General features: G+C 34.2%; 23 protein-coding genes. 9 read left to right on the forward strand and 14 right to left on the reverse strand.

Features of this window, described 5'->3' with window-relative positions; all coding sequences use genetic code 11:
* The first annotated feature begins 8 nt into the window (after window positions 1-8).
* Together AC0UBM_RS04000 and AC0UBM_RS04005 are read left to right on the forward strand one after the other, a co-directional pair.
* Window positions 9-389, forward strand: coding sequence for a Rid family detoxifying hydrolase (locus tag AC0UBM_RS04000; protein ID WP_414034421.1), 381 nt, complete (start codon window positions 9-11; stop codon window positions 387-389).
* A gap of 131 nt (window positions 390-520) precedes the next feature.
* A complete protein-coding gene (locus AC0UBM_RS04005; protein ID WP_475687733.1) occupies window positions 521-1,561 on the forward strand; it encodes a GMP reductase in 1,041 nt (346 codons plus the stop codon).
* A gap of 100 nt (window positions 1,562-1,661) precedes the next feature.
* Here the strand turns inward: AC0UBM_RS04005 and AC0UBM_RS04010 are convergent, their stop codons facing one another.
* From AC0UBM_RS04010 to rpsA, 7 genes are all read right to left on the reverse strand, one after another.
* Window positions 1,662-2,918, reverse strand: coding sequence for an MliC family protein (locus AC0UBM_RS04010; RefSeq protein ID WP_475687734.1), 1,257 nt, complete (start codon window positions 2,916-2,918; stop codon window positions 1,662-1,664).
* A 167-nt stretch (window positions 2,919-3,085) separates the two neighbouring features.
* The gene (pdxH, locus tag AC0UBM_RS04015) at window positions 3,086-3,736 is read right to left on the reverse strand and encodes a pyridoxamine 5'-phosphate oxidase (RefSeq protein WP_414034418.1); all 651 of its coding nucleotides are present in this window, start codon (window positions 3,734-3,736) and stop codon (window positions 3,086-3,088) included.
* Between the two features lie 19 nt (window positions 3,737-3,755).
* A complete protein-coding gene (locus AC0UBM_RS04020) occupies window positions 3,756-4,661 on the reverse strand; it encodes a ribonuclease Z (protein WP_475687735.1) in 906 nt (301 codons plus the stop codon).
* A gap of 3 nt (window positions 4,662-4,664) precedes the next feature.
* The gene (locus AC0UBM_RS04025; RefSeq protein ID WP_414034416.1) at window positions 4,665-4,997 is read right to left on the reverse strand and encodes a ribonuclease Z; all 333 of its coding nucleotides are present in this window, start codon (window positions 4,995-4,997) and stop codon (window positions 4,665-4,667) included.
* Between the two features lie 2 nt (window positions 4,998-4,999).
* On the reverse strand, window positions 5,000-5,929 hold the full coding sequence (locus AC0UBM_RS04030; RefSeq protein ID WP_414034415.1) for an aspartate carbamoyltransferase catalytic subunit: 930 nt from the start codon (window positions 5,927-5,929) through the stop codon (window positions 5,000-5,002).
* A 7-nt stretch (window positions 5,930-5,936) separates the two neighbouring features.
* A complete protein-coding gene (gene pyrR / locus AC0UBM_RS04035) occupies window positions 5,937-6,476 on the reverse strand; it encodes a bifunctional pyr operon transcriptional regulator/uracil phosphoribosyltransferase PyrR (RefSeq protein WP_414034414.1) in 540 nt (179 codons plus the stop codon).
* A 130-nt stretch (window positions 6,477-6,606) separates the two neighbouring features.
* Window positions 6,607-8,436: a 30S ribosomal protein S1 gene (gene rpsA, locus AC0UBM_RS04040; RefSeq protein WP_414034413.1), complete on the reverse strand. Its 1,830-nt coding sequence runs from the start codon at window positions 8,434-8,436 to the stop codon at window positions 6,607-6,609.
* 626 nt (window positions 8,437-9,062) lie between these two features.
* Between rpsA and AC0UBM_RS04045 the strand changes: the two genes are divergently transcribed.
* Window positions 9,063-9,443 carry a LysM peptidoglycan-binding domain-containing protein gene (locus AC0UBM_RS04045; protein ID WP_414034412.1) on the forward strand — a complete coding sequence of 127 codons (381 nt, stop codon included), beginning with the start codon at window positions 9,063-9,065 and terminating at the stop codon, window positions 9,441-9,443.
* 50 nt (window positions 9,444-9,493) lie between these two features.
* Here the strand turns inward: AC0UBM_RS04045 and cmk are convergent, their stop codons facing one another.
* From cmk to lon, 3 genes are all read right to left on the reverse strand, one after another.
* Window positions 9,494-10,183 carry a (d)CMP kinase gene (gene cmk, locus AC0UBM_RS04050; RefSeq protein ID WP_475687736.1) on the reverse strand — a complete coding sequence of 230 codons (690 nt, stop codon included), beginning with the start codon at window positions 10,181-10,183 and terminating at the stop codon, window positions 9,494-9,496.
* Window positions 10,183-11,202, reverse strand: a complete 1,020-nt coding sequence (gene porQ / locus AC0UBM_RS04055) for a type IX secretion system protein PorQ (protein WP_475687737.1) — start codon at window positions 11,200-11,202, stop codon at window positions 10,183-10,185. The genes cmk and porQ overlap by 1 nt, the downstream gene beginning before the upstream one ends.
* Window positions 11,203-11,456: 254 nt before the next feature.
* On the reverse strand, window positions 11,457-13,907 hold the full coding sequence (gene lon, locus AC0UBM_RS04060) for an endopeptidase La (RefSeq protein ID WP_434035950.1): 2,451 nt from the start codon (window positions 13,905-13,907) through the stop codon (window positions 11,457-11,459).
* 247 nt (window positions 13,908-14,154) lie between these two features.
* Between lon and AC0UBM_RS04065 the strand changes: the two genes are divergently transcribed.
* Genes AC0UBM_RS04065 through AC0UBM_RS04080 form a run of 4 tightly spaced genes read left to right on the forward strand, consistent with a single transcriptional unit; the run spans window position 14,155 to window position 17,106 of the window.
* Window positions 14,155-14,709, forward strand: coding sequence for an RNA polymerase sigma factor (locus AC0UBM_RS04065; RefSeq protein WP_475687738.1), 555 nt, complete (start codon window positions 14,155-14,157; stop codon window positions 14,707-14,709).
* A gap of 11 nt (window positions 14,710-14,720) precedes the next feature.
* Complete coding sequence (locus tag AC0UBM_RS04070; RefSeq protein ID WP_475687739.1) at window positions 14,721-15,287, forward strand: hypothetical protein; 567 nt, start codon at window positions 14,721-14,723, stop codon at window positions 15,285-15,287.
* Window positions 15,265-16,350 (forward strand): hypothetical protein, encoded by a 1,086-nt coding sequence (locus AC0UBM_RS04075; protein ID WP_475687740.1) that lies wholly within the window; start codon window positions 15,265-15,267, stop codon window positions 16,348-16,350. The genes AC0UBM_RS04070 and AC0UBM_RS04075 overlap by 23 nt, the downstream gene beginning before the upstream one ends.
* A gap of 21 nt (window positions 16,351-16,371) precedes the next feature.
* Window positions 16,372-17,106, forward strand: coding sequence for a head GIN domain-containing protein (locus AC0UBM_RS04080; protein WP_434035946.1), 735 nt, complete (start codon window positions 16,372-16,374; stop codon window positions 17,104-17,106).
* Between the two features lie 54 nt (window positions 17,107-17,160).
* Here AC0UBM_RS04080 and AC0UBM_RS04085 read toward each other — a convergent pair whose 3' ends face one another.
* Window positions 17,161-18,486, reverse strand: coding sequence for an MFS transporter (locus tag AC0UBM_RS04085; protein ID WP_475687741.1), 1,326 nt, complete (start codon window positions 18,484-18,486; stop codon window positions 17,161-17,163).
* 67 nt (window positions 18,487-18,553) lie between these two features.
* Window positions 18,554-19,360, reverse strand: a complete 807-nt coding sequence (locus AC0UBM_RS04090; RefSeq protein WP_475687742.1) for a M48 family metallopeptidase — start codon at window positions 19,358-19,360, stop codon at window positions 18,554-18,556.
* A 122-nt stretch (window positions 19,361-19,482) separates the two neighbouring features.
* Between AC0UBM_RS04090 and msrB the strand changes: the two genes are divergently transcribed.
* Window positions 19,483-19,965 (forward strand): peptide-methionine (R)-S-oxide reductase MsrB, encoded by a 483-nt coding sequence (gene msrB, locus AC0UBM_RS04095; protein ID WP_475687743.1) that lies wholly within the window; start codon window positions 19,483-19,485, stop codon window positions 19,963-19,965.
* On the opposite strand, the gene AC0UBM_RS04100 is transcribed toward msrB, so the two are convergent.
* Window positions 19,962-21,251 (reverse strand): NAD(P)/FAD-dependent oxidoreductase, encoded by a 1,290-nt coding sequence (locus AC0UBM_RS04100; RefSeq protein WP_475687744.1) that lies wholly within the window; start codon window positions 21,249-21,251, stop codon window positions 19,962-19,964. The genes msrB and AC0UBM_RS04100 overlap by 4 nt on opposite strands.
* A gap of 115 nt (window positions 21,252-21,366) precedes the next feature.
* On the opposite strand from AC0UBM_RS04100, the gene lpdA reads away from it, so the two are divergent.
* The gene (gene lpdA, locus AC0UBM_RS04105; RefSeq protein ID WP_414034400.1) at window positions 21,367-22,743 is read left to right on the forward strand and encodes a dihydrolipoyl dehydrogenase; all 1,377 of its coding nucleotides are present in this window, start codon (window positions 21,367-21,369) and stop codon (window positions 22,741-22,743) included.
* Window positions 22,744-23,235: 492 nt separating this feature from the next.
* Here the strand turns inward: lpdA and AC0UBM_RS04110 are convergent, their stop codons facing one another.
* On the reverse strand, window positions 23,236-23,874 hold the full coding sequence (locus AC0UBM_RS04110) for a porin family protein (protein ID WP_414034399.1): 639 nt from the start codon (window positions 23,872-23,874) through the stop codon (window positions 23,236-23,238).
* Between the last annotated feature and the right edge of the window lie 133 nt (window positions 23,875-24,007).

A 24,007-nucleotide genomic window follows, 5' to 3' on the forward strand; every position in this document is an offset into this window, starting at 1 on the left:
TTATAGATATGAAAACGATAATTACAACACCTAATGCTCCTGCTCCTATCGGACCTTATAATCAAGCTGTTTTAAAAAACGGAATGTTATATGCTTCAGGTCAAATTGCTATTAATCCTTCAACTAGCGAATTGGTTTTAGACGATATTAAAACGGAAACAAAACAAGTAATGGAAAACATAAATGCAATATTAAAGGCTGCAGATATGACGTTTGAAGATATCATTAAAACATCGATATTTATAAGCGACATGAATAATTTTGCACAAATAAACGAAGTTTACGGTCAGTATTTCGACGAAGCAACAGCTCCTGCAAGAGAAACTGTAGAAGTTGCCAACTTACCAAAATTTGTTAATGTTGAAATTAGCTTTTTAGCATCTAAATAAAACAGAATTTTTCTTAAATTTAAGCTCAAAATTAATGTACATGCGACATTAATTTTGAGCTTTTTTTTGAAATCTACTTCCGTATACAGAACTTAACCCGTATTTTTATAATATCACTAATCCCCATTTATATGCGTATTGAAAATGAAATTAAATTAGGCTTTAAAGATGTTATGTTTCGCCCAAAACGATCGACCTTAAAAAGTCGTTCGCAAGTTAATTTGGAGCGCGAATTTACATTTTTACACAGTCAGAAAACTTGGACGGGTGTGCCAATAATGGCGGCTAATATGGATACTGTAGGAACGTTTCCTTTAGCTCTAGCATTAGCAAAACAAAAGCTTTTTACTGCTATACATAAACATTATAGTTTCCAAGACTGGGATCAGTTTTTAACTGATGCTCCAGAACATATAGAAAATTATATTGCCGTTAGTACAGGAACAGGCAGTAAAGACATAGAAAAATTAAGACAGATTTTTGATAAACATCCTAAACTTCGATTTATCTGTATAGATGTCGCAAACGGGTATTCTGAACATTTCGTGAAATTTGTAAAAAAGACAAGAGCACAATTTCCAGACAAAATTATAATCGCTGGAAATGTAGTTACTGGAGAAATGGTTGAAGAATTAATACTGTCCGGTGCCGATATCGTAAAAGTTGGAATTGGCCCAGGATCGGTATGTACAACCCGAGTAAAAACCGGAGTGGGTTATCCGCAATTATCTGCTATTATAGAATGTGCCGATGCCGCACATGGTTTAGGCGGACAAATAATTAGTGATGGTGGTTGCGCTGTTCCAGGAGACGTATCTAAGGCCTTTGGTGCTGGTGCAGATTTTGTTATGCTTGGTGGAATGCTTGCTGGACATGAAGAAAGTGGAGGCGAGTTAATTGAAATAGATGGTAAACCCTACAAACAATTTTATGGCATGAGTAGCAAAACTGCGATGGATAAATATGTGGGTGGTGTAGCCGAATATAGAGCGAGTGAAGGTAAAACGGTTAAAGTTCCTTTTAAAGGTCCGGTAGATGATACCCTTCATGACATTTTAGGTGGTATTAGGAGTACCTGTACCTACGTAGGCGCTAAACGTTTAAAAGAACTTACTAAGCGTACTACATTTATTCGGGTGTCAGAACAAGAAAATCAGGTATATACTTTATAATTTATATAGCCTTTACTTTTAAACCGATATAGGTATTAAAACAAAAAATCTCGAGCGCATAGACTCGAGATTTTTTGTTTTAATCTGTATAGTTACTTTTCTAATAATTCATAATTTTATTAACTACCAACTGTCTTATGCCCTCGGCGTCTTCTAATTTATACTGAATTTGTCTAATTTTCTCTGTAGGCTCGTTATTTTCATATATCGGGAAACGCTGAATAAAGGTTCCTTCAACCATTGCAAATTCGTCATAACCTTGATAACCTTGATTTGTTTCTGCACTATCCGAAACCTTAGGGATATTAATCTTACTTAACGATTTTCCATTATTTACAGAAAACCCAATAACTTCCCCCATGTTATGTACACCAGATTTGGTATATATTAATAGCTCCGGAAAAGTATCGTTATTTAAATCGTCTACTTCTGCATTAATAATTTCGCCAGTTACCGTATAAGTTTCTGCAGCACCTGCTTCTAAGCCTTCTGGAGTAACGGTTACCATACCGTCTTTTTCTTCAATTAAGAATAAGATGTTATTATACTCTAAAGATTTAGAATAACCTGTTTTATCTATTTGATTTGGATCTAAATCACCGTCTATTTTAGAATACGTATCGGCTAAACTCGCACCACCCGAACAAAAATAGGCCAATTTGTCTGTAGCCATTTCAGACATGGTTGAGATGCTTACCTCATTATTTGTGAACGTGAATACTATATTGATACCGTTTTCGGAAACTTTTAATGTATTCTCGTCGCTAACATATCCAATCGCATCAAAGGTACAGGTCTCCCTTTTTTTGTCGGCTCTAGAACGGACAGATAACTTGACTCTAAATCTATCAATAGGCTTAACAATTACAGCAACCCAGTCGCTACCTTCACCCCTCATATCGTAATCACTACTTACAAAATTACCATAGTGATTGCTATTAAATTTAGAAATTGCAACCTCTTTTTCAACCTTAACTTCGGTAGTTTTTAAAGATCCTTTTGCAATAGTTTCATCATTTTTGCTCCAAACAAACTCACTACCTTTTGTCCACAGTGCATATCCATCTTCGCCTTGGTATTTAATGCCACTACCACTATCTACACGTTGTAACGCATATTCTTTATTTTCTTTAGAATCATGTACTGTAATTTTACCATCGGTACTTCCTGGATTGGCAATAACCACAAATTCATGCTTTTTATCATTAGAAATAAAAATAGTAGACGAGCTAGAATCTGCTAGTTGAGCTACGGCTACACTTCCGTTTTTTTCTTGGTTACAAGAAGAGAAACTTAACGATATAACTAAAGCACTGGCAATGAAATGATACTTATTAAAAGAAAGCATACGTTGCATTTTAGAAAGTTAAAGTGTTAAATTTAGTTAATAAATAAATCAATATCTAAATTTAATTTGAAAAAGTTAAAACGAAAATATGGCCATATTTACCCTTAATGGCATGTAAATTAACCATGTTTTGAAACTTAAATGGAACTAACCATTAATGCCAATACTTTATGGTATCATGGAGATAAACGCTCTTTTGTCCAATCGTAATTATCTTCCAATTTATAGCGAATGCGATCATGCAATCTATTTGGTCTTCCTTGCCAAAACTCTAGTTCTACTGGTCGCACTATAAATCCGCCCCAATACTCTGGTCTAGGAATTTCTTTACCTGTAAACGATTCTTCTAAAGCTTTTAAATTAAGATCTAAAACATCGCGACTTTCTATAACTTCGCTTTGTTGCGAGACTATAGCTCCCAATTGACTGCCTCTTGGTCGAGACTCGAAATAGCCATCGCTCATGTTTTCAGGAATCTTTTCTGCTTTACCTTTAATAATAATTTGACGTTCGGCTTTTGGCCAAAAGAAGGATAAACAGACATTAGGATTCGCTAAAATAGCTTTACCTTTTTCACTTTCATAATTGGTATAAAATATAAAACCTTCGTAAGTGTATCGTTTTAAAAGCACAACTCTACTTTTTGGAAATCCGTCTAATCCAATAGTAGAAACTGTCATCGCATTAGTTTCATCTTCTAAAAAATGTTGATCTACTTCTAAAAACCAACTTCTGAATAATTCTAACGGATTTTCGGGCGTGTCTTCTGTAAGCAATTCACGCTTCTCGTAAACTTTTCTATAGCTACTTAAATCTTGTTCTTCCATAGTTCAATCTAATTACAGATTATATTTGAAATACTTTTCCTGCCGCCGCAATATCTACCGGTTGATAAACTTCCTGAGCTTCACATTTAAATTCATTTAAATCGTCGTAACGCGTTGAAAAATGACCTAAAACAAGTTGTTTTGCTTGGGCTTGCTTAGCAATACTAGCGGCTTGTTTTGCCGTACAGTGTTTTGTTGGAAAGGCGTTTTTTTCGTGTTTTTCTAAAAAAGTGGATTCGTGATATAATAAATCGACATCTTTTATAATGGGCACAATAGACTCATTATACACGGTATCACTACAAAACGCGTAACTTTTTGTTGGTGTCGGATCTGTGGTTAAGTCTTCATTTTTAACTAAAACTCCCGCTTCATTAATAACGTCTGCTCCTTGCTTTAATTTTCTGTAGTACGCCACATCAATGTCATTATTTAAAATGGCATTCATATCTAGTTTACGTTCACCAACTTTTTCCTTAAATAAGAATCCGTTAGTATATACGCGATGTTTAAGTGGTATGGTGTGCACTTCTACTGTGTCGTCTTCATAAATGAGTTCGGATTCTTTAGACGTTAATTCATGAAAGATTAACTTAAAATTAGTCCATGATCCGCCTAATTTCATTTGAAGCATAATCACTTCCTCTAATCCCTTCGGACCGTAAATATGTAAATCGGTATCCCGTGTTAAGAGTCTAAACGTTGAGACTAATCCTATAAGTCCGAAATAATGATCGCCATGAAGATGCGATATAAATATATGTTTAATCCGGTCAAATTTAACCTTATATTTTCTAAGTTGTACCTGCGTCCCTTCTCCACAGTCAATTAAAAACACATGATTCTTAATTTCTAAAACTTGAGCCGTTTGATGTGCCGAAATACGTGGCGTTGCACTATGACAACCTAGAATTGTTAATTGCATAATTTAAAATCCTAAATCTCTTTCCATGTCTTCCATTTCAATAATATCGTAGGCTTCTTTTAACGTTGGCACTACAATAATTTCGTCTGGCGTATTGTCTAATTTAATCTTATCGGTTACCAGCACAAAAGAATGTTTCGCCTTTCTGTGACTATTTGAAACCTGAAGAAATTCTACAACACTTTCTAAAGTTAATGTATCTAAAGACGACAGATTTACTATAATGTTATCGTTTTTAAACTTTGGGTATAACGCTTCAATTTTTTTAACCAACTCGATTGGCGTAGCCTTTTCTTGAGTAATTATTGTTGTGTTACCTTCTGTATTTAAAATCATGATTACTGTTTTATTTTTGAAGCTAATAAATATATTACAGCCATCCTAATTGCTACTCCGTTTTCGACCTGATCAAGAATAATAGCTTGATTAGAATCTGCTACGTCACTAGTAATTTCTACCCCACGATTTATTGGTCCTGGGTGCATAATTACAATCTCTTTATTTAAGCTATCTAGCAAAGCTTTATCGACTCCAAATTGTTGAGTATATTCTCTAGTTGAAGGAAAATAACTGATATCCATACGCTCGTTTTGAACGCGAAGCATATTCGCTACATCGCACCATTCTAAAGCCTTACGCAAGTCTGTTTCAACTTTTACTCCAAGCTTATCTATGTACTTAGGTATTAATGTTTTTGGTCCGCAAACCATTACTTTTGCTCCCTGAAGTTGTAATGCATAAATGTTTGAAAGGGCGACCCTACTATGTAAAATATCGCCAACTATCACCACTTTTTTTCCTTTAACTTCTCCTAATCTTTCACGAATAGAATAAGAATCTAGTAATGCCTGGGTAGGATGTTCGTGAGCACCATCTCCAGCATTAACAATACTCGCATTAACATGTTTGGAAAGAAATACACCTGCTCCAGGATTTGGATGGCGCATTACAACCATATCTACTTTCATAGATAGAATGTTGTTCACTGTATCGATTAAAGTTTCTCCTTTTTTAACTGAAGATTGTCCGGCAGAGAAATTAATAACATCTGCAGATAATCGTTTTTCTGCCAATTCGAAAGATAATTTCGTACGAGTAGAATTTTCAAAAAACAGATTGGCAATGGTAATGTCTCGAAGTGAAGGCACTTTTTTAATGGGCCTATTGATAACTTCTTTAAAATGATCGGCAGTTTCAAAAATTAACTGAATATCTTCTTTGTTAAGATATTTAATACCTAGTAAGTGATTTACACTTAATTCGCTCATCTTAGTTCTAATTATTAATTAAGTACACAGCATCCTCCTCGGCTTGTTCCTGCCATTGTACAATTACTTTTTCTTTGTTTATTGCATCTACTTGTCGGCCACGATAATTAGGCTGTATAGGTAGGTGTCTGCTAAAGCGTCTATCTATTAACGTTAATAGTTCTATTTCTTCTGGTCTACCAAAAGATTGAATTGCAGTTAGTGCTGCACGTATGCTACGTCCAGTATATAAAACATCGTCTATAAAAACGACATTTTTATTTTCGACTACAAAATTAATTTCTGTGGTATTGGCTTCCAGGGGTTTGTCGCTTCTTCTAAAATCGTCTCGATAAAAAGTAATATCTAAAAGGCCTAGTTTAAGGTCTTTAATTTTATATTCTTCTACAAGAATTTTAGCTAACCGTTTTGCTAAAAATTTTCCTCTAGGTTGTAATCCTATTAAAACGGTATTTGAAAAATCGTTATGTTTTTCAATAAGTTGACAAGCCAATCGATGAAGAATGATGTTTACCTCTGTTGCATTAAGTAACACTTTTTGACTCATATTGTTTCCAAACGTATTTACAAAACAAAGGTAAGGTAAAAATTTAATAATACGGATTGCCTTTAATACAAAACATAAAAAAAGCCTTCCAAATAATGGAAGGCTTTTAAGTTATAAATAGTTAAGAAAATTATTTCCCTTCCATTTTATCTTTAAGAGCTTGTAAAGCATCGTTAGCATCACCTAAAGTTGGTTTAGCTTCAGAAGCTTGAGCTGTTTGTTTTTTAACAGCAGCTTTTACATTTGCAATCTCTTCTTCTTTAAAAATAGCAGTATGAGAAGCAACTACTCTTTTAAATTCTTTGTTAAATTCAATAATTTTGAATTCAGCAGAATCTCCTTTACCAAGTTTCTTACCATCTTCTTGCTCTAAATGACGAGAAGGAACGAAAGCAACGATATCTTCGTTAAAGTCGATTGTAGCACCTTTATCTACTACTTCAGAAATTTCAGCAGTGTGAACAGTTCCTACAGCGAATTCAGTTTCATACTTATCCCAAGGATTAGGAGTTGTTTGTTTGTGACCTAAAGATAATTTACGTCCTTCAACATCTAACTCAAGTACAACAACTTCTAATTTGTCTCCAACAGCACAGAACTCAGATGGATGTTTGATTTTCTTAGTCCAAGATAAATCAGAGATGTAAATTAATCCATCGATACCTTCTTCTAATTCAACAAAAACACCAAAGTTTGTAAAATTACGTACGATACCTGTATGCTTAGAGCTTAATGGGTATTTAGTAGTAATATCTGTCCATGGATCTGGAGTTAATTGCTTAATACCAAGAGACATTTTACGCTCTTCTCTATCTAGAGTTAAGATAACTGCTTCAACTTCGTCTCCAACAGATACGAAATCTTGAGCTGAACGTAAGTGCGTAGACCAAGACATTTCAGAAACGTGAACTAAACCTTCAACACCTTCTGCAACTTCGATAAATGCACCGTAATCTGCGATTACAACAACTTTACCTTTAACTTTGTCACCAACTTTAACTTCTTCACCTAAAGCATCCCATGGGTGCTTAGATAATTGCTTAAGACCTAATTGGATTCTTGATTTATCTTCATCGAAGTCAAGAATAACAACGTTTAATTTTTGATCTAATTCAACGATTTCGTTAGGGTGATTAATTCTAGACCAAGAAAGATCTGTAATGTGAATTAATCCGTCTACGCCACCAAGGTCGATGAATACACCGTAAGAAGTAATGTTTTTAACAACACCTTCTAATACTTGACCTTTTTCTAATTGACCAATAATTTCTTTTTTCTGTTCTTCAATATCAGCTTCAATAAGCGCTTTATGAGACACAACAACGTTTTTAAATTCGTGGTTGATTTTCACAACTTTGAATTCCATTGTTTTGTTTACATACTGATCGTAATCTCTAATTGGCTTAACATCGATTTGAGAACCTGGTAAGAATGCTTCAATACCAAATACGTCAACGATCATACCACCCTTAGTTCTACACTTAACAAAACCGTTAACGATTTCACCAGTATCATGAGCGTTATTTACGCGATCCCATGCTTTAATTACACGAGCTTTTCTGTGAGATAATACTAATTGACCAGTTGCGTCTTCACGAACATCAATTAATACTTCTACTTTGTCACCAACTGCTAAGTTCGGGTTGTAACGGAATTCGTTTAACGAAATTACACCTTCAGATTTAGCGTTAATGTCAATAATAGCATCACGGTCAGAAAGGTGTACTACAGTTCCTTCTACCACTTCGTCGTTTAATGTATCAACGAAATTTTCAGCTACTAATTTTTCAAATTCTTGTAATTGCTTGTCATCAACTTCGTCAATACCTTCTTGGTAATTGTGCCAGTTAAAGTCTGCTAAGAATTTTTCAGGGTTTGCTTGAGCTTCAGATACTTTTGGAGCTTCTACATTTTGTGCTTCAGTTGCTTCAACTTCAGCTTGTTTTGCTTTTTCAGCCATTTAAAATAAATATTAATAATGCACTTGTTTTGCTTTCGCACAAATGACATTACATCTTGTATCCTATATGTTCTTGGAAGAATTAAGCGACAAACACATAGAAGTGTTATATATAATTTTTTCAGTTCCTCTTATCTTTCCAACTGTCGCTAAAAGGAGTGCAAAATTAATTATATTTTTTAAAATAGCCTAATATTTGTTATTTAAATTAAATAACTGAAAACAAGTTAGTTATTAAACTAATTCGATATCTCCTTAAAGTTAAGTTTACAACCTATATATTTAAGATAAATTATAACTATTATCTCACTTAAACTACCTCTCTTCTAAGTTACCATATAGCACACCTTAAAACGATTTTAACCTGATATAATATTATCTTAACCATTCCAATACACATTTGATGATAATATATAATAGTGAAGACTATTGTATAATAGCTTACTAATAAACACATTATATAGTATCTAAATTATAAACTACCCCTTGTCTCTTCTTTTAATTGACTACAAATTCTACACCGAATGTTAAGATTGTTATTTATACTTTCATTTTTAATTAATAAAAATTTCAACTACTTTTAAAAGAAAATTAATATATTGTATTCATAAAAATCAAACTTAATTATGGCAGTAAAATCAAAATATCAAGACGTTCTTGACTTAGGAGAATCGCTTAACATTCAAAATGGAGATGTATCTGAAGAAAATGGTGTATTAAAGGTAAAAGGTACCGCCCAAACTCAGTACGAGAAAAACCTATTGTGGGATAAAATTAAAGCTATTGGTGGTGAAAACCCAACAGATATAATGGCAGATATAAAAGTAGCCGATACTAGTGTGTTCCACAAACATACCGTAAAAAGTGGTGATACTTTAGGTAAAATAGCAAAACAATATTACGGAGAAGCTTCTAAATATCAAGATATATTTAAAGCCAACACAGACATACTTAAAAATCCGGATGTAATTCATCCTGATCAAGTATTAGTAATTCCAAATTTATAATATACAGTAAGGTATTATACAGAAGAGCAATCTAACGATTGCTCTTTTTTTTATGCGTTTAAAACAGTATTTACAAGTTTTAAAATATTCTGAAATTGATCTTCAATCGAAATGTTAGAATTATCGACTTCAATAGCATCTTCTGCCTTTACCAGTGGTGAATCTTTACGGGTGCTATCTAAATGATCACGTTTTTGAACATTCTCTAAAATAGCATCAAAAGTAATGGCTTCTCCATTGTTTCTAATTTCGTTATAACGACGCATGGCACGGGTTTGTGCAGAAGCATTCATAAAAATTTTAAGTTCGGCATCAGGGAAAACCACAGTACCAATGTCTCGCCCGTCCATTACTACAGCTTTATTCTTTCCAATTTCTTTCTGAATTTTAACCAACTGCTTTCTTACTTCAGGAACCGCGGCAACGGTACTTACCAAATTAGAGACTTCTAAAGTCCGTATATTTTTCTCAATATTCTCATTGTTTAAATACACTTCGGCAAACCCTAAATCGTCGTTAAACTTAAAAGACACATTAGCATTTGGTAAATCTGAAATTAAACCATCTCTATCAAAATGTTCGGTAGAAATCCTACCCTGTTCCATAGCAAAATATGTAATTGCACGATACATTGCTCCAGAATCTACATACACATAACCTAATGATTTGGCTAGTAATTTGGCAATGGTGCTTTTTCCTGTAGATGAAAAGCCGTCGATAGCAATAGTAATATCTTTCATTATTGTAAATCTATATTTAATCCGAAAAAGCTAGAACTGGATGCGCTAGAGTATCGCGCATAGGTGTAACTAAATCGTAATTTATTCATTTTAATCCCTATTCCTGCCGAAAGCCCAGAGAAGTTCCTCTCGTCTACTATACGTAATTCCTCTCCCCGTCTAAAACTATATCCGAATCGTAAATTGAATCCGCTTTCGGGAAACAATTCGGCCCCTATAATAGTATGACGGATCACATTTGATAAAAACCCAACATCTTCCGATGTATTATTTCCTTCTAAATCACTGGTAGAACGTGCAGGATTGGCTACAGCAATGGGCCATTGTTGTAAATTCTCGAACGTTAGGTGCCAACGAATGGGTACATTTTCTAATCTCTGAGAAAATCCCAAATCGATTTCTAAAGGTAAAGGTTCATGTTGCCCCGCGTAAGTCGTAATCTGAGTTCCTAAATTTCTTACCACTAAAGCCGCATTAAAATTTATGCTCTCATTTATATATATCGCACCAATATCTACTGCAGCTCCAAAAGACGAATACTGCTCTAGTTTGGATGTAATTAATTTTAAATTTCCACCCACATAAATATTAGACCTCCCTAATTGCGTGGCGTAACCTAAAGACAAAGCAGATTCTCCACCACTAAACGTACCGGTTTGATTTCCGTCTTCATCATAACCATCAAACTGTCCGTAATTTACATAGGTAACTCCTGCGTGAAATGTTTGTGTACGTCTATCGTAGGTATAAGCATAAGCTGCAGTTCCGTAACTTATGGCTCCTAAATGACTGGTGTAGTTTAAGGCCAGCTGATTATCCATTTTAACATTTATAGTTGCAGGATTATACAAGGCTTGCGTAACATCGTAATCGACATTTGTAATTACTTTTCCGCCTAGAGCCGCTTGACGTGGAGACGACACTAAATTTAAAAATTGATAAGTAGACTCACCTCCCAACTGTGCGGACGCGACGTAACTACAACAACCAATAAATAATAATGCCAATTTTTGCCTCATACGGGTGCAAATTAAATAAATCTTAGGTTTAAAACGTCGTTTTCTTAATTATATTTTTAGTCATCTAGAATCTTTACACTTACGTTATTTATACACTTAACTCCCTTTTTATATGACCTACTGCAAAATGGAAAAATCGGGGTTAATTTGGAGTGAAATTATTTATTATTAACTGTTAGACACAAAAAAAAGCATCCAAAACCGCAAGTTTGTGGATGCTTTTAAAGTATAAAGAGTAAAACTTATATTTTAAATTATAATGTTTTTGCGTTTTTCACTTTTTCGTCCGTCAAAGCAAATTTTAAAACATCACTCATTTCCGAAACATAATGAAAGGTTAACCCTTTTAAATATTCTTGCTTTATTTCTTCGATATCACGTCTGTTTTCTTCACACAACATTATCTCTTTTATTCTAGCACGTTTGGCAGCAAGGATTTTCTCCTTAATTCCACCAACTGGTAAAACCTTTCCACGTAATGTAATCTCTCCTGTCATGGCTAAACTACTTTTTACTTTACGTTGTGTAAATAAAGACACTAACGAGGTTAACATGGTTACACCCGCACTTGGACCATCTTTAGGCGTTGCCCCTTCCGGCACGTGAATATGTACGTTATATTTATCGAAAACATCAGAATCTAATCCTAATTCGTCTGCATTCGCTTTAATATACTCCATAGCAATGGTCGCAGATTCCTTCATCACTTTTCCTAAATTTCCGGTAATGGTTAAATTCCCTTTTCCTTTAGATAAAATAGATTCTATAAACAGAATATCTCCACCAACACTTGTCCACGCTAAACCAGTAACAACTCCTGCAACATTATTGTTTTCGTATTTATCACGTTCTAATTTTGGTCCGCCAAGTACAGAAATAATATCTTCGTTAGATATTTTTACGTTATACTCGTCTTCCATTGCAATGTTTTTAGCCGCATAACGCACCATTTTTGCAATTTGTTTTTCAAGTCCACGAACACCAGATTCTCTAGTATAACCTTCAACTATTTTTTCTAATTGAGGCTTTCCTATTTTAATATCCTTATCGGTTAAACCGTGTTCTTTGATCTGTTTAGGAAGTAAATGACGTTTCGCTATTTCTACCTTTTCTTCGATAGTATAACCCGTTACATTTATAATTTCCATACGATCTAATAACGCTGGCTGAATGGTGTTTAAACTATTAGACGTGGCCACAAACATCACTTTAGATAAATCGTAACCCAGCTCTAAGAAATTATCGTGGAAAGCATTGTTTTGCTCCGGATCTAAAACTTCTAATAGCGCTGAAGAAGGATCGCCTTGATGTGAGTTTGATAACTTATCGATTTCGTCTAAAACAAAAACGGGATTAGACGTACCAGCCTTTTTAAGTCCTTGAATAATACGACCTGACATAGCACCAATATACGTTTTTCTATGTCCGCGTATTTCTGCTTCATCACGTAAACCTCCTAAAGACACACGTACATATTCGCGTCCTAAAGCTTCAGCAATAGATTTTCCTAAAGACGTTTTACCAACTCCTGGAGGTCCATAAAGACATAAAATTGGAGATTTCATATCGTTACGCAACTTTAAAACTGCTAAATATTCAATAATACGTCGCTTGACATCTTCTAAACCATAATGATCACGGTCTAAAATACGTTGCGCACGTTTTAAGTCGAATTTATCTTTACTAAATTCATCCCAAGGTAGATCCAAAAATAAATCTAAATAATTACGCTGAATAGAATACTCTGCAACTTGCGGATTCATACGTTGCATTTTCGCTAATTCCTTCTCGAAATGCTTAGCAATCTCTTCGTTCCATTTTTTCTTTTTAGAACGCATTCTCATTTCTTCAACTTCCTCTTCGTAACTCACGCCACCCAATTCTTCTTGAATGGTTTTCATTTGTTGATGTAAGAAATATTCACGTTGTTGCTGATTCATATCACTCTGAACCTTTAACTGAATATCGTTTTTAAGTTCTAGTTTCTGAAATTCAACATTCATATAACGCAAAGTTTCCAAAGCGCGTTCTTTAAGCGAATTGTTTTCTAAAAGACTCTGTTTCTCCTGAACTGTTAAATTCATATTAGAAGACACAAAGTTGATTAAAAACGAATTGCTTTCAATATTTTTTATAGCGAAAGAGGCCTCACTTGGTATGTTCGGACTTTCCTTGATGATTTGAAGCGACAATTCTTTAATGGAATCTAATATCGCAGCAAATTCTTCATTTTTCTTTGCAGGTTTTTCTTCCGGAACTTCAGAAATAGTTGCCGTTAAATACGGTTCTTCAGAAGTCACTTCGTTTATCTTAAAACGTTTTTTACCCTGAATAATAACTGTTGTATTACCATCAGGCATTTTTAAAACACGTAAAATACGTGCAACCGTACCCGTTTTAAAGATGTCATTTCCAGTAGGATCTTCAATGCTTTCGTCTTTTTGAGACACCACACCAATTACTTTCCCACCTTTATTAGCGTCGTTAATTAGCTTAATAGACTTATCTCTACCAGCAGTAATAGGAATAACAACGCCTGGAAACAATACGGTATTTCTTAAAGATAATATAGGTAAGGTTTCTGGAAGTTCTTCATTATTAATTTTCTCCTCATCCTCGGGAGTCATTAAAGGTATTAATTCTGAATTCTCATCAAACTCTTGAAGTGACATATTGTCTAGAGTTAAAAAATTAGATTTTTTCATATATATATTTAGGTCAATCTGTCATTACAATTAAGAATATACAGGTTGTTTTGTTTTATTTATTACTTAACCAAACCGTTATATAGCTCTAAATTAAAAGATTAATACTATATACACTCGAATAGTTACTAATATTTTTCAATTAATATGCCAAGCTAATAACAAATAGAAAAACTTTATTCCAATAAACTGTAACAATTAATTAATACCTTCATCTTAATAATAAACCAATAGATAATAATTGTAATTGTCACTAACCAACCAACATATAGATACGCTTGTAGAACTCTGTAAAGCTGGAAACCAATCGGCACAATTGGAAGTTTATAACAGATACTACAAAGCCATGTACAACACCTCATTTAGAATTGTAAAAAACAGTTTCGAAGCAGAAGATATTATGCAAGATTCGTTTTTATCGGCTTTTACTAAACTGGAAACTTTAAAAGATACAAAAACTTTTGGAGGTTGGTTAAAGCGTATCGTAGTTAATAACAGTATTCATCACTTTAATAAAAATAGCAAATATGAAGATGTGCCTTTTGAAACCGTCATGTATAAAGTTGAAGACACACACGTAGACACCGCTCAGGATGAGCATGCAAGTGATCAAGCTAAATATGTTTTAAAAACCATGAATACGCTAAAAGACAATTATAGAATAGCACTAACCTTACATTTAATTGAAGGTTACGATTACGAAGAAATATCTATCATTATGAATGTAAGTTATGCCAATTGCAGAACAACCATTTCTAGAGCAAAAGAAAGTTTAAGACAAAAATTACAACACGTCGTTTAAAATATAAGTTTATGAAATCAGAAGATCAATTAGACCATCTTTTTAAAACGTTAAAAAACGATTTTGATGTTAAAACGCCAAACACGCATCACGAAGATCGGTTTTTAGCCAAATTAAAAAATAATCACGTAGCCATTAAGCCTGTTAAAAGAACACATTCGTTTTTAAAACCCTTACTTGCTGTTGCCGCAATCGTGGTTTTAATTATAACCTTAACATTTACAATTAAAACCCAAGATAATAACACAGCAGATTTAGCCAGTGTTTCTCCAGAAATGGCAAAAACACAAAGTTTTTTTACAGCGACCATTGCTCAAGAATTAAAACAATTAAAGAAAGAAAATGCACCAGAAGTGCAGCCCTTAATACAAGATGCTTTAAAACAACTCAATGTCCTTGAAGCTAATTACGAAAAATTAAAATTAGACTTAACCAAAAGTGGTAACGATAAACGCGTAATCTATGCCATGATTGCAAATTTCCAAAGTCGAATTGAAATTTTAGAAAGTGTTATGGAAACTATAGACAATGTAAAACAATTAAAACATATTTCTCATGAAAATAAAAACATCATATAACATTACGTTTTTACTCTTACTCATTCCTTATTTAGCCCTAGCTAATAACCCCTTTAAGGAAAAACATACCGAAGAGCGTGTTATAAAAAAAGAGTTTTCTGTTAACAGCAATGCCACTTTAAGTATTGATAACAGCTACGGAAACCTAGATATAATAACTTGGAAAGAAAACCGTATTGTTTTTGAAATTACCATAACTACAAATGGTAAAGACTCGGAAGCGGTACAGAATAAACTAAAAGATATATCTGTAGAATTTAACGGATCGGCTAATCATGTATCTGCCAAAACCATATTTAGTAAATCGAAATCGAAATGGTGGGATTGGAACGGCGCCGATAACGTGAACATGAAAATTAATTATATCGTAAAAATGCCAATCACTAATAATGTCGATTTAACCAACGATTACGGTGCGATTAACTTGGACAAGCTAGAAGGGCGGGCAAAAATTAATTGCGATTACGGAAAGATTACAACCAAGGAATTAATGGCCGATAATAATGATATTGAATTTGACTACACTTCTAACTCTTATTTTGAATACATTAAAAGCGGCACCATTAATGCTGATTATAGCGGCTTTACAGTGGCTAAAACTAAAAAACTATTTATCGAAGCAGATTATACCAATAGTAAAGTTGAAATCGGAGAAAATGTCGACTACAATTGTGATTACGGTAGTATGACTGTAGATAAAGTAAACTACTTTAAAGGCGATGGCGATTACTTAACTGTAGTTATTGGTGATGTGTATAAGTCGGTAGATATTACAGCCGATTATGGTTCTATTAAAATAAAGAACATGACGGCCAATGCCAATAATGTAAACATCGATTCCGATTATGTGGGAATTAAAATTGGTTACGACCCAAATTATCATTTTAACTTTGAATTAGATTTAGATTACGCCGATTTAAGAGATCAAGACGATTTTGAATTCAGTTCGAAACGTACAGAATCTAGCAACAATTATTACAAGGGGTATTATGGTAGCTCTAATACATCCAACACTATAAAAATTAATTCAGATTACGGAAGCGTATCGTTTATAAAAAATTAACCACAAATACTTAATCAACCTATGAAAAGCATTATTTTAAAAAAGGCCAGTTTACTCATCGTTGCTATTATTAGTTTAAATTCTTGTGTAAGCATCAATAAAGGAATTCAAGGTAATGGAGAATTTATTACCGATAATAGATCAACGTCTACCTACGACAATATTAGTTGCACAGGCTCTATGAATTATATTTTAATTAAAGGAACCGAAGGACAAATTACTGTGGAAGGAGAATCAAACCTAGTACCTTATATCTTAACCGAAGTACAAGGCAATACCTTAACGGTAAAAACCGAGGATGGCGTAAATTTAAATCCGAGTAACAACCGCGACATAACAATCACCATTCCTTTTGAAGATATCTCGAAAGTCTCGTTAACGGGTTCGGGTGATTTAATGAATAACGACATCATTACAACAGAAAATTTAAATGTTAGTCTTACGGGCTCAGGCGATATTATTTTAGACATAAACACCGTATCTGCGGAAGGTAGTGTAACAGGTTCTGGAGACTTAACCTTAAAAGGTAAAACTGAGAATTTAAAGGTAAATGTTACGGGTTCAGGCGATTTTCACGGCTTTGGATTAGATTCTAAAAACACCGACGCATCTGTTACAGGTTCGGGAGATGCAGAGGTTGTAAGTACTGAAATGTTTAAAGCCCGTGTATCTGGTTCGGGAGATATAGATTATAAAGGAAATCCTAAAAAGGAAGATACCAAGGTGTCTGGTTCTGGAAGTATAGAAATGGAATAAAAGCCAATATATAGAACAAAAAAAGCATCCTCATTAGGATGCTTTTTTAATGCTTTAAAGTTTCTGAGTTTCATCCTTAGGAACTCTGTACAACAGTATGATTCCAATTAAAAAGAACACAAAAAGGAACAATATCGAGTTTCGCATACTTCCCGTAATCTGATCGATAGTACCATAAATTACCATTCCGATAACTATTCCGATTTTTTCAGCAACATCGTAAAAACTAAAATAAGATGTGGTGTCTTTTGTATCTGGTAAAAATTTTGAATAGGTCGATCGACTCAAAGCTTGAATACCTCCCATTACTAATCCTACAAACATGGCCGTGATATAAAATTGTGTAGGTGTTTCCACAAAATATCCATAGAAACATAAACACATCCATATAAAATTAATTACAATAAGTGTGTTAATGTTTCCAAACTTCTCTGAAGCTCTAGAGGTTAAAAACGCACCTAAAATAGCTACAATTTGTATCACCAATATACTCACAATAAGTCCCATTGTTTTTTCCTGATCGCCGCCCCACTCCACTTCTTGTTCTCCAAAGTAGGTCGCCACTAACATAATGGTTTGTACAGCCATACTGTACACAAAGAATGCTCTTAAATATCGTTTTAATCTAAGGTTTTCTTTGATGTCTCCAAAAACAGATTTTAATTCTTTAAAACCATTGAAAATCACATCCTTTGTTACCTTTCTATCAGTTTTAACACCTTTAGGTAATATATAATAGGTGTATTGACTAAAAAGAATCCACCAAATTCCTACCATAATAAAGGAATAGCGCATAGCTTTCATGGCTGCTTCACCTTCCGTTCCTGTTATGCCAAACAGTGCAGGTTTCATTACCATAGCTAAATTCACTATCAATAATAAAACACTGCCCACATAACCCAATGAAAAACCTTTGGCACTAATTCTATCCTGCTGTTCCGGAAACGCAATATCTGGCAAATAAGAATTATAGAATACAAGACTTCCCCAATACCCAATTAACCCAAGAAAATAAAATGCTAAACTTATATAGATATACTCTAGACTAAACCAATTTAATCCTATACAAGCGAGTGCTCCTGTATAACAGAAGAATTTCATAAACACTTTTTTATTTCCAATATAATCGGCTATACCAGATAAAATTGGAGACATAAAAGCGATGACTAAAAAGGCAAATGCGGTGACAAACGAAATAAGCGCCGTATTTTTTATATCTGTTCCAAAAACATGAACCTGTTTATTCGCTTTTAGAAATAGAGCCCCGTAATATATCGGAAATATCGTTGAAGCAATAGTTAAGGTATACACCGAATTTGCCCAATCGTAAAACGCCCAGGCATTTAATAACGTTTTACTGCCTTTTGGATAACTTTTCATGTCGTAAAAAAATATAAAATCTAAGGTTGAATGTCTTCTGAAATAAATGAAAGACTCATTACAAAATTTATTCAGTAAACGATGTTATACCAAACTTTTTTGCTTCTGCTTTAGCGCTAGGTACTAAAGACGTTAAGGAAGAAATACGACTAGCATTAGCAGGGTGTGTACTTAAAATTTCGGGTGTACCAGACGATTCCATACGTGTCCATAATGCAGGTGCTGCTTCTGGATTGTATCCAGCTAAGGCCATTAATACAATTCCAATTCTATCTGCTTCAGATTCATGGCTACGACTAAAAGGTAGCATCGCCCCTACATTAGATCCAATACCGTAATACTGATTAAACATATCTCGACTTTGTTCATCTGTTATTGCTACATTTCCAGCAATCGCAATACCTTGCTGTATATACGCCGCACTCATACGTTGCTGTCCGTGATTTGCTAAGGCGTGAGCAACTTCGTGCCCCATTATAGCCGCGATACCTGCATCACTTTGAGCAACGGGTAAAATACCTGTATAAAACACAATCTTTCCGCCTGGCATACACCATGCATTTTTCTGATCGTCTTCTATTAAATGATATTCCCATTTATAGCCATTTAAATACCCTACGTAGCCATTGGCGTTTAAATAGGTTTCTGCCGCTTTGGCAATACGTTGCCCGATGCGCTTAATCCGCGCAGCATCTGTTGTGCCTTCTACAACCTTATTGGATTTTAAAAATTCGTCGTATTGTTGAAACGACGTTGGAAATAATTGATCGTTAGATACGAGTGCCATAGTTTGCTTTCCTGTAAACGGATTAGTTGCACAAGAGCTTAAGGCTAACACGCCGGCCAAAAAGCAAACACGAAGAGTTATTTTCATAAATATTTATTTTTAAATTAAAATTACAAAATTTTAAAACTTTGTGATTCTAAAAACTAATAGTATAATTTTTTCGTAAGTATAACCATATAAAACGACAATATAAATAAAACAAATACATTATGAAATCTATTTTATTATTATGCCTATCTTTTAGTTTGTTTACGTGCCAAGGATTTTCTCAAAAAAAAGAATCTAAAACGACTACAGCATATAAAGTCTCTAAAACTGAAGCGGAATGGAAAGCAGAACTAACCGATTTACAATATAAAGTATTAAGACAAGAAGGTACAGAACGTGCATTTTCTAGTCCGCTAGACAAAAACTACGAAGCAGGAACCTATGTATGTGCCGCGTGCGATACCCCTTTATTTAAAAGCGAAAATAAATTCGACTCCGGTACAGGTTGGCCAAGTTTCGATAGGTTTATTGAAGGTAGTGTACTTGCTTCTCCTGGAGGAAGTGCCATGTACGGTATCGAAGAGCATTGTGCAACCTGCGGTGGCCACTTAGGACATGTATTTATCGATGGTCCTAGAAAAACAACAGGAAAAAGACATTGTATTAATGGTGTGGCCTTAAAATTTATACCTGAATCTAATTAAACATCAGATTTCAACTTCTTTTTAAATGGACGGATAATTAATCGAGCCTCTCTATCAAATCGGATGTAATTGTATACCCAATTCACAAATACAATCATCCGATTTCTAAATCCGATTAAAAAGAACAAGTGCACAAACATCCAAACAAACCACGCAAATATGCCTTGAAACTTAAAGTTGGGCATATCTACCACTGCTTTATTTCTTCCTACCGTAGCCATTGCGCCTTTGTCTTTATAAACAAAAGGAACCATTGGTTGCTCTTCTAACAATCGTTTTAAGTTACTTCCTAGGTGCTTACCTTGTTGTATGGCCGGTTGTGCCATCATAGGGTAACCCAACGGATGGGTTTCGGTCACTACTTGTGCTACATCTCCAATAGCAAAGATGTTGGGATATGTTTTTAATTGATTACAAGCATTTACAATTATCCTATTACTTCGCGATACCAAATCAGCGCCTGCTATACCTTTAATATTAGCACCTTTTACTCCAGCAGCCCAAATCATGGTGGCAGTTTCAAAAGTAGTATCGGAATTTGTGGTTACCGTTTTGCCATCGTAATCGGACACGCGTAAGTTTTTCCAAACATTAACACCTAATTCTTCTAGAAACTCTTCCGCTTTTTCTGAAGCTTTATCGCTCATTTCTTTTAAAATACGATCTCCAGACTGAATTAAATGAATCTGCGCTAATCGCGTATCTAAATCCGGATAATCCTTTGGTAGAATGCCTTTTTTAATTTCGGCTAAAGCTCCTGCAAGCTCTACTCCTGTTGGCCCCGCACCTACGATAACAAAATTCATTAAAGCATTCCGTTCCTTTAAATCTGTGGTTAGTAAAGCTTCTTCAAAATTTTCAAGAATTAGACTTCTTAAATTTAGAGCTTGCGGTATGGTTTTCATGGCCATACTATGTGCTTCAATAGATGCGTTTCCAAAATAATTGGTTTCCGATCCCGAAGCAATCACCAAATAATCATATTTTAAATCGCCAATATCCGTAATAACTCTAGATGCTATCGGATCAATTTCTAGCACTTTGGCGAGTCTAAACTGAAAATTAGAATAATCTTTAAGGATTTTCCGAATGGGATAAGCAATAGAATCTGGCTCTAAACCTCCCGTAGATACCTGATAGAGTAATGGTTGAAAATTATGATAATTATGCTGATCTAGCAGAACGACCTGCACGTCTTGTTTAGAGAGTTGCTTAGCAAGGGAAACACCAGCAAATCCGCCACCAACAATTACAATGCGCGGATTACTCGTTCTGTTTATATTCATATATAGTCTGTTACAAAACAAAGGTAATAAAAGATCTATTTTTTATCGGAACTAAATACAATATTTGGAATAGGTTTCGTAAATTCGTAGCTGTAAACGATTTAATGAATTAATCATGAGTAAATACGATATTATTGTTCTTGGAAGTGGTCCTGGAGGCTACGTAACCGCTATTAGAGCGTCTCAATTAGGTTTTAAAACTGCTATAGTAGAAAAAGAAAACTTAGGTGGTGTATGTCTTAATTGGGGATGTATTCCTACCAAAGCCCTTTTAAAATCGGCACAAGTATTCGAATATTTAAAACATGCGGACGACTACGGTTTAACTGTTAAAGAATTCGATAAAGATTTCGGTGCTGTTGTAAAACGTAGCCGAGGTGTAGCCGATGGAATGAGCAAGGGTATTCAATTTTTAATGAAGAAAAATAAAATTGATGTCATTAAAGGTTATGGAACTTTAAAAGCTGGAAAGAAAATAGATGTAGATGGTACTGAGTATAGTGCAGACCATATTATTGTTGCTACTGGAGCACGTTCTCGCGAGTTACCAAACTTGCCACAAGATGGTAAAAAAGTAATTGGATACCGTGAAGCTATGACGTTACCTACACAACCAAAGAAAATGATTGTTGTGGGATCTGGAGCCATTGGAGTAGAATTTGCTTACTTCTACAATTCTATGGGAACAGATGTTACTATTGTTGAATATTTACCAAACGTAGTGCCTGTTGAAGACGAAGATGTTTCTAAACAATTAGAACGTTCTTTCAAAAAAATCGGTATTAATGTTATGACATCTGCCGAGGTAACAACTATTGATACTTCAGGGGAAGGCGTTAAAGCCACTGTTAAAACCGCTAAAGGTGAAGAAGTTCTTGAAGCTGATATTATTCTTTCTGCAGTTGGAATTAAAACAAACATTGAAAACATCGGATTAGAAGATGTTGGAATTGCTGTAGATCGCGATAAGATTTTAGTAAACGATTTCTACCAAACTAACGTTCCTGGATATTACGCAATTGGAGATGTTACTCCTGGTCAAGCTTTGGCTCACGTAGCTTCTGCTGAAGGTATTTTATGTGTTGAGAAAATTGCAGGAATGCACGTTGAACCAATCGACTACGGAAACATCCCAGGTTGTACTTATGCATCTCCAGAGATTGCTAGTGTTGGATTAACAGAAAAGCAAGCTAAAGAAAAAGGTTACGAATTAAAAATTGGTAAATTCCCATTCTCTGCTTCTGGTAAAGCAAGTGCTGCAGGAAACAAAGATGGTTTTGTAAAAGTAATTTTCGATGCTAAATATGGCGAATGGTTAGGATGTCACATGATTGGTGCTGGTGTTACCGATATGATTGCTGAAGCTGTTTTAGGACGTAAGTTAGAAACTACTGGTCATGAAGTATTAAAAACTATTCACCCTCACCCAACTATGAGTGAAGCGGTAATGGAAGCTGTTGCGGCGGCTTATGACGAAGTAATTCACATTTAATAAAACTCAGATTTTATTACAATATATGAAGGAGATTCAAATTGAATCTCCTTTTTTTTGTGCTATTTACATTTATACATAAACGGGATTATTCTTAAAAGCTCTGTGTGAATTGATAAATTGCTTCTTTTCTGTTAAATAGAAACGCATTGAATTTATCATTAGATGTTATTAAACTATTGCTATCAGTGTTTCTTATAGATTATTTTATAATCATGAATCACACTATTAATTAAAGCAATGGAAGCTTGTATGGGATTCTGGACTCCGTTTAAATTGTCAAAGTTTAATTTTTAACAACTCTTCTAGATTGTATTTTAAATTGTGAAAACCCCGTGTTTTCTATGGTGTTCGAGAAGACTCGAGAACATAAAAATATAACAATCGCTTTTGATCCCATTACAGTATAAACAACTAGAAAACTTTAAAGCATAAAAAAAGTCTCAGAATTTATCTGAGACTTTTTTTATGTATTGTACGCAATAGATAGGTTTAGAACATGTAACCTACACCAAATTGCCATACGCTATTCTTACCATCTACATCTTCAAAAATGGTATCGTCTTCAAATATATTGGTTAATCCTAAAGTGTATCGTGCACTTAAAAATAAACCACCGTCAAATTTATACGACGTACCAAATGCTAAACTTGTTTCAAAATCTTTTACATAAGAATCGTTACTATCGATTTCTAAATCTCCACCATCAGAATTTGGCTCAGAATCGAATTCTTCATGAATTTTAAATCCGAATTGAGGACCAACTTCAACACTCAATCCTTCTACGATATAAGCTTTAATTAATAATGGTACTTGAATATAATCTAATTGATACTCTACGTTCTGATCGGTATCAAAAATATTATCCTGATCTATTTCTAAAACATCAAAACCTTGACCAGAGTAAAATACCTCAGGCTGGAAAGAGAATCTTTCAGAAATAGGAATTTCTGCTAATAAACCGGCATTAAAACTTGTTCTTGAATCTACGTCATCGAAATCGTCTCCAATTAGCTTAGAGAAATTAACTCCTGCCTTAGCTCCAAACTGAACTGCTTTCGAATCTGATTGCGCGTAAACCGATGTTAAAGTAAATAATAATGCTCCTGTAAATACAATTAATTTTTTCATAATTTTTAATGTTTTATTTGGGTTATAACGACAAATCTAAAGGCCGTAAATCAACTGACAATAGGGCTTAACATCAAATTAACAAGATGATTAATTCTTCAAAAAAACAATCGGAATTATAAAATTTAAGAGG

Source organism: Formosa sp. F44 (genome assembly GCF_056238645.1).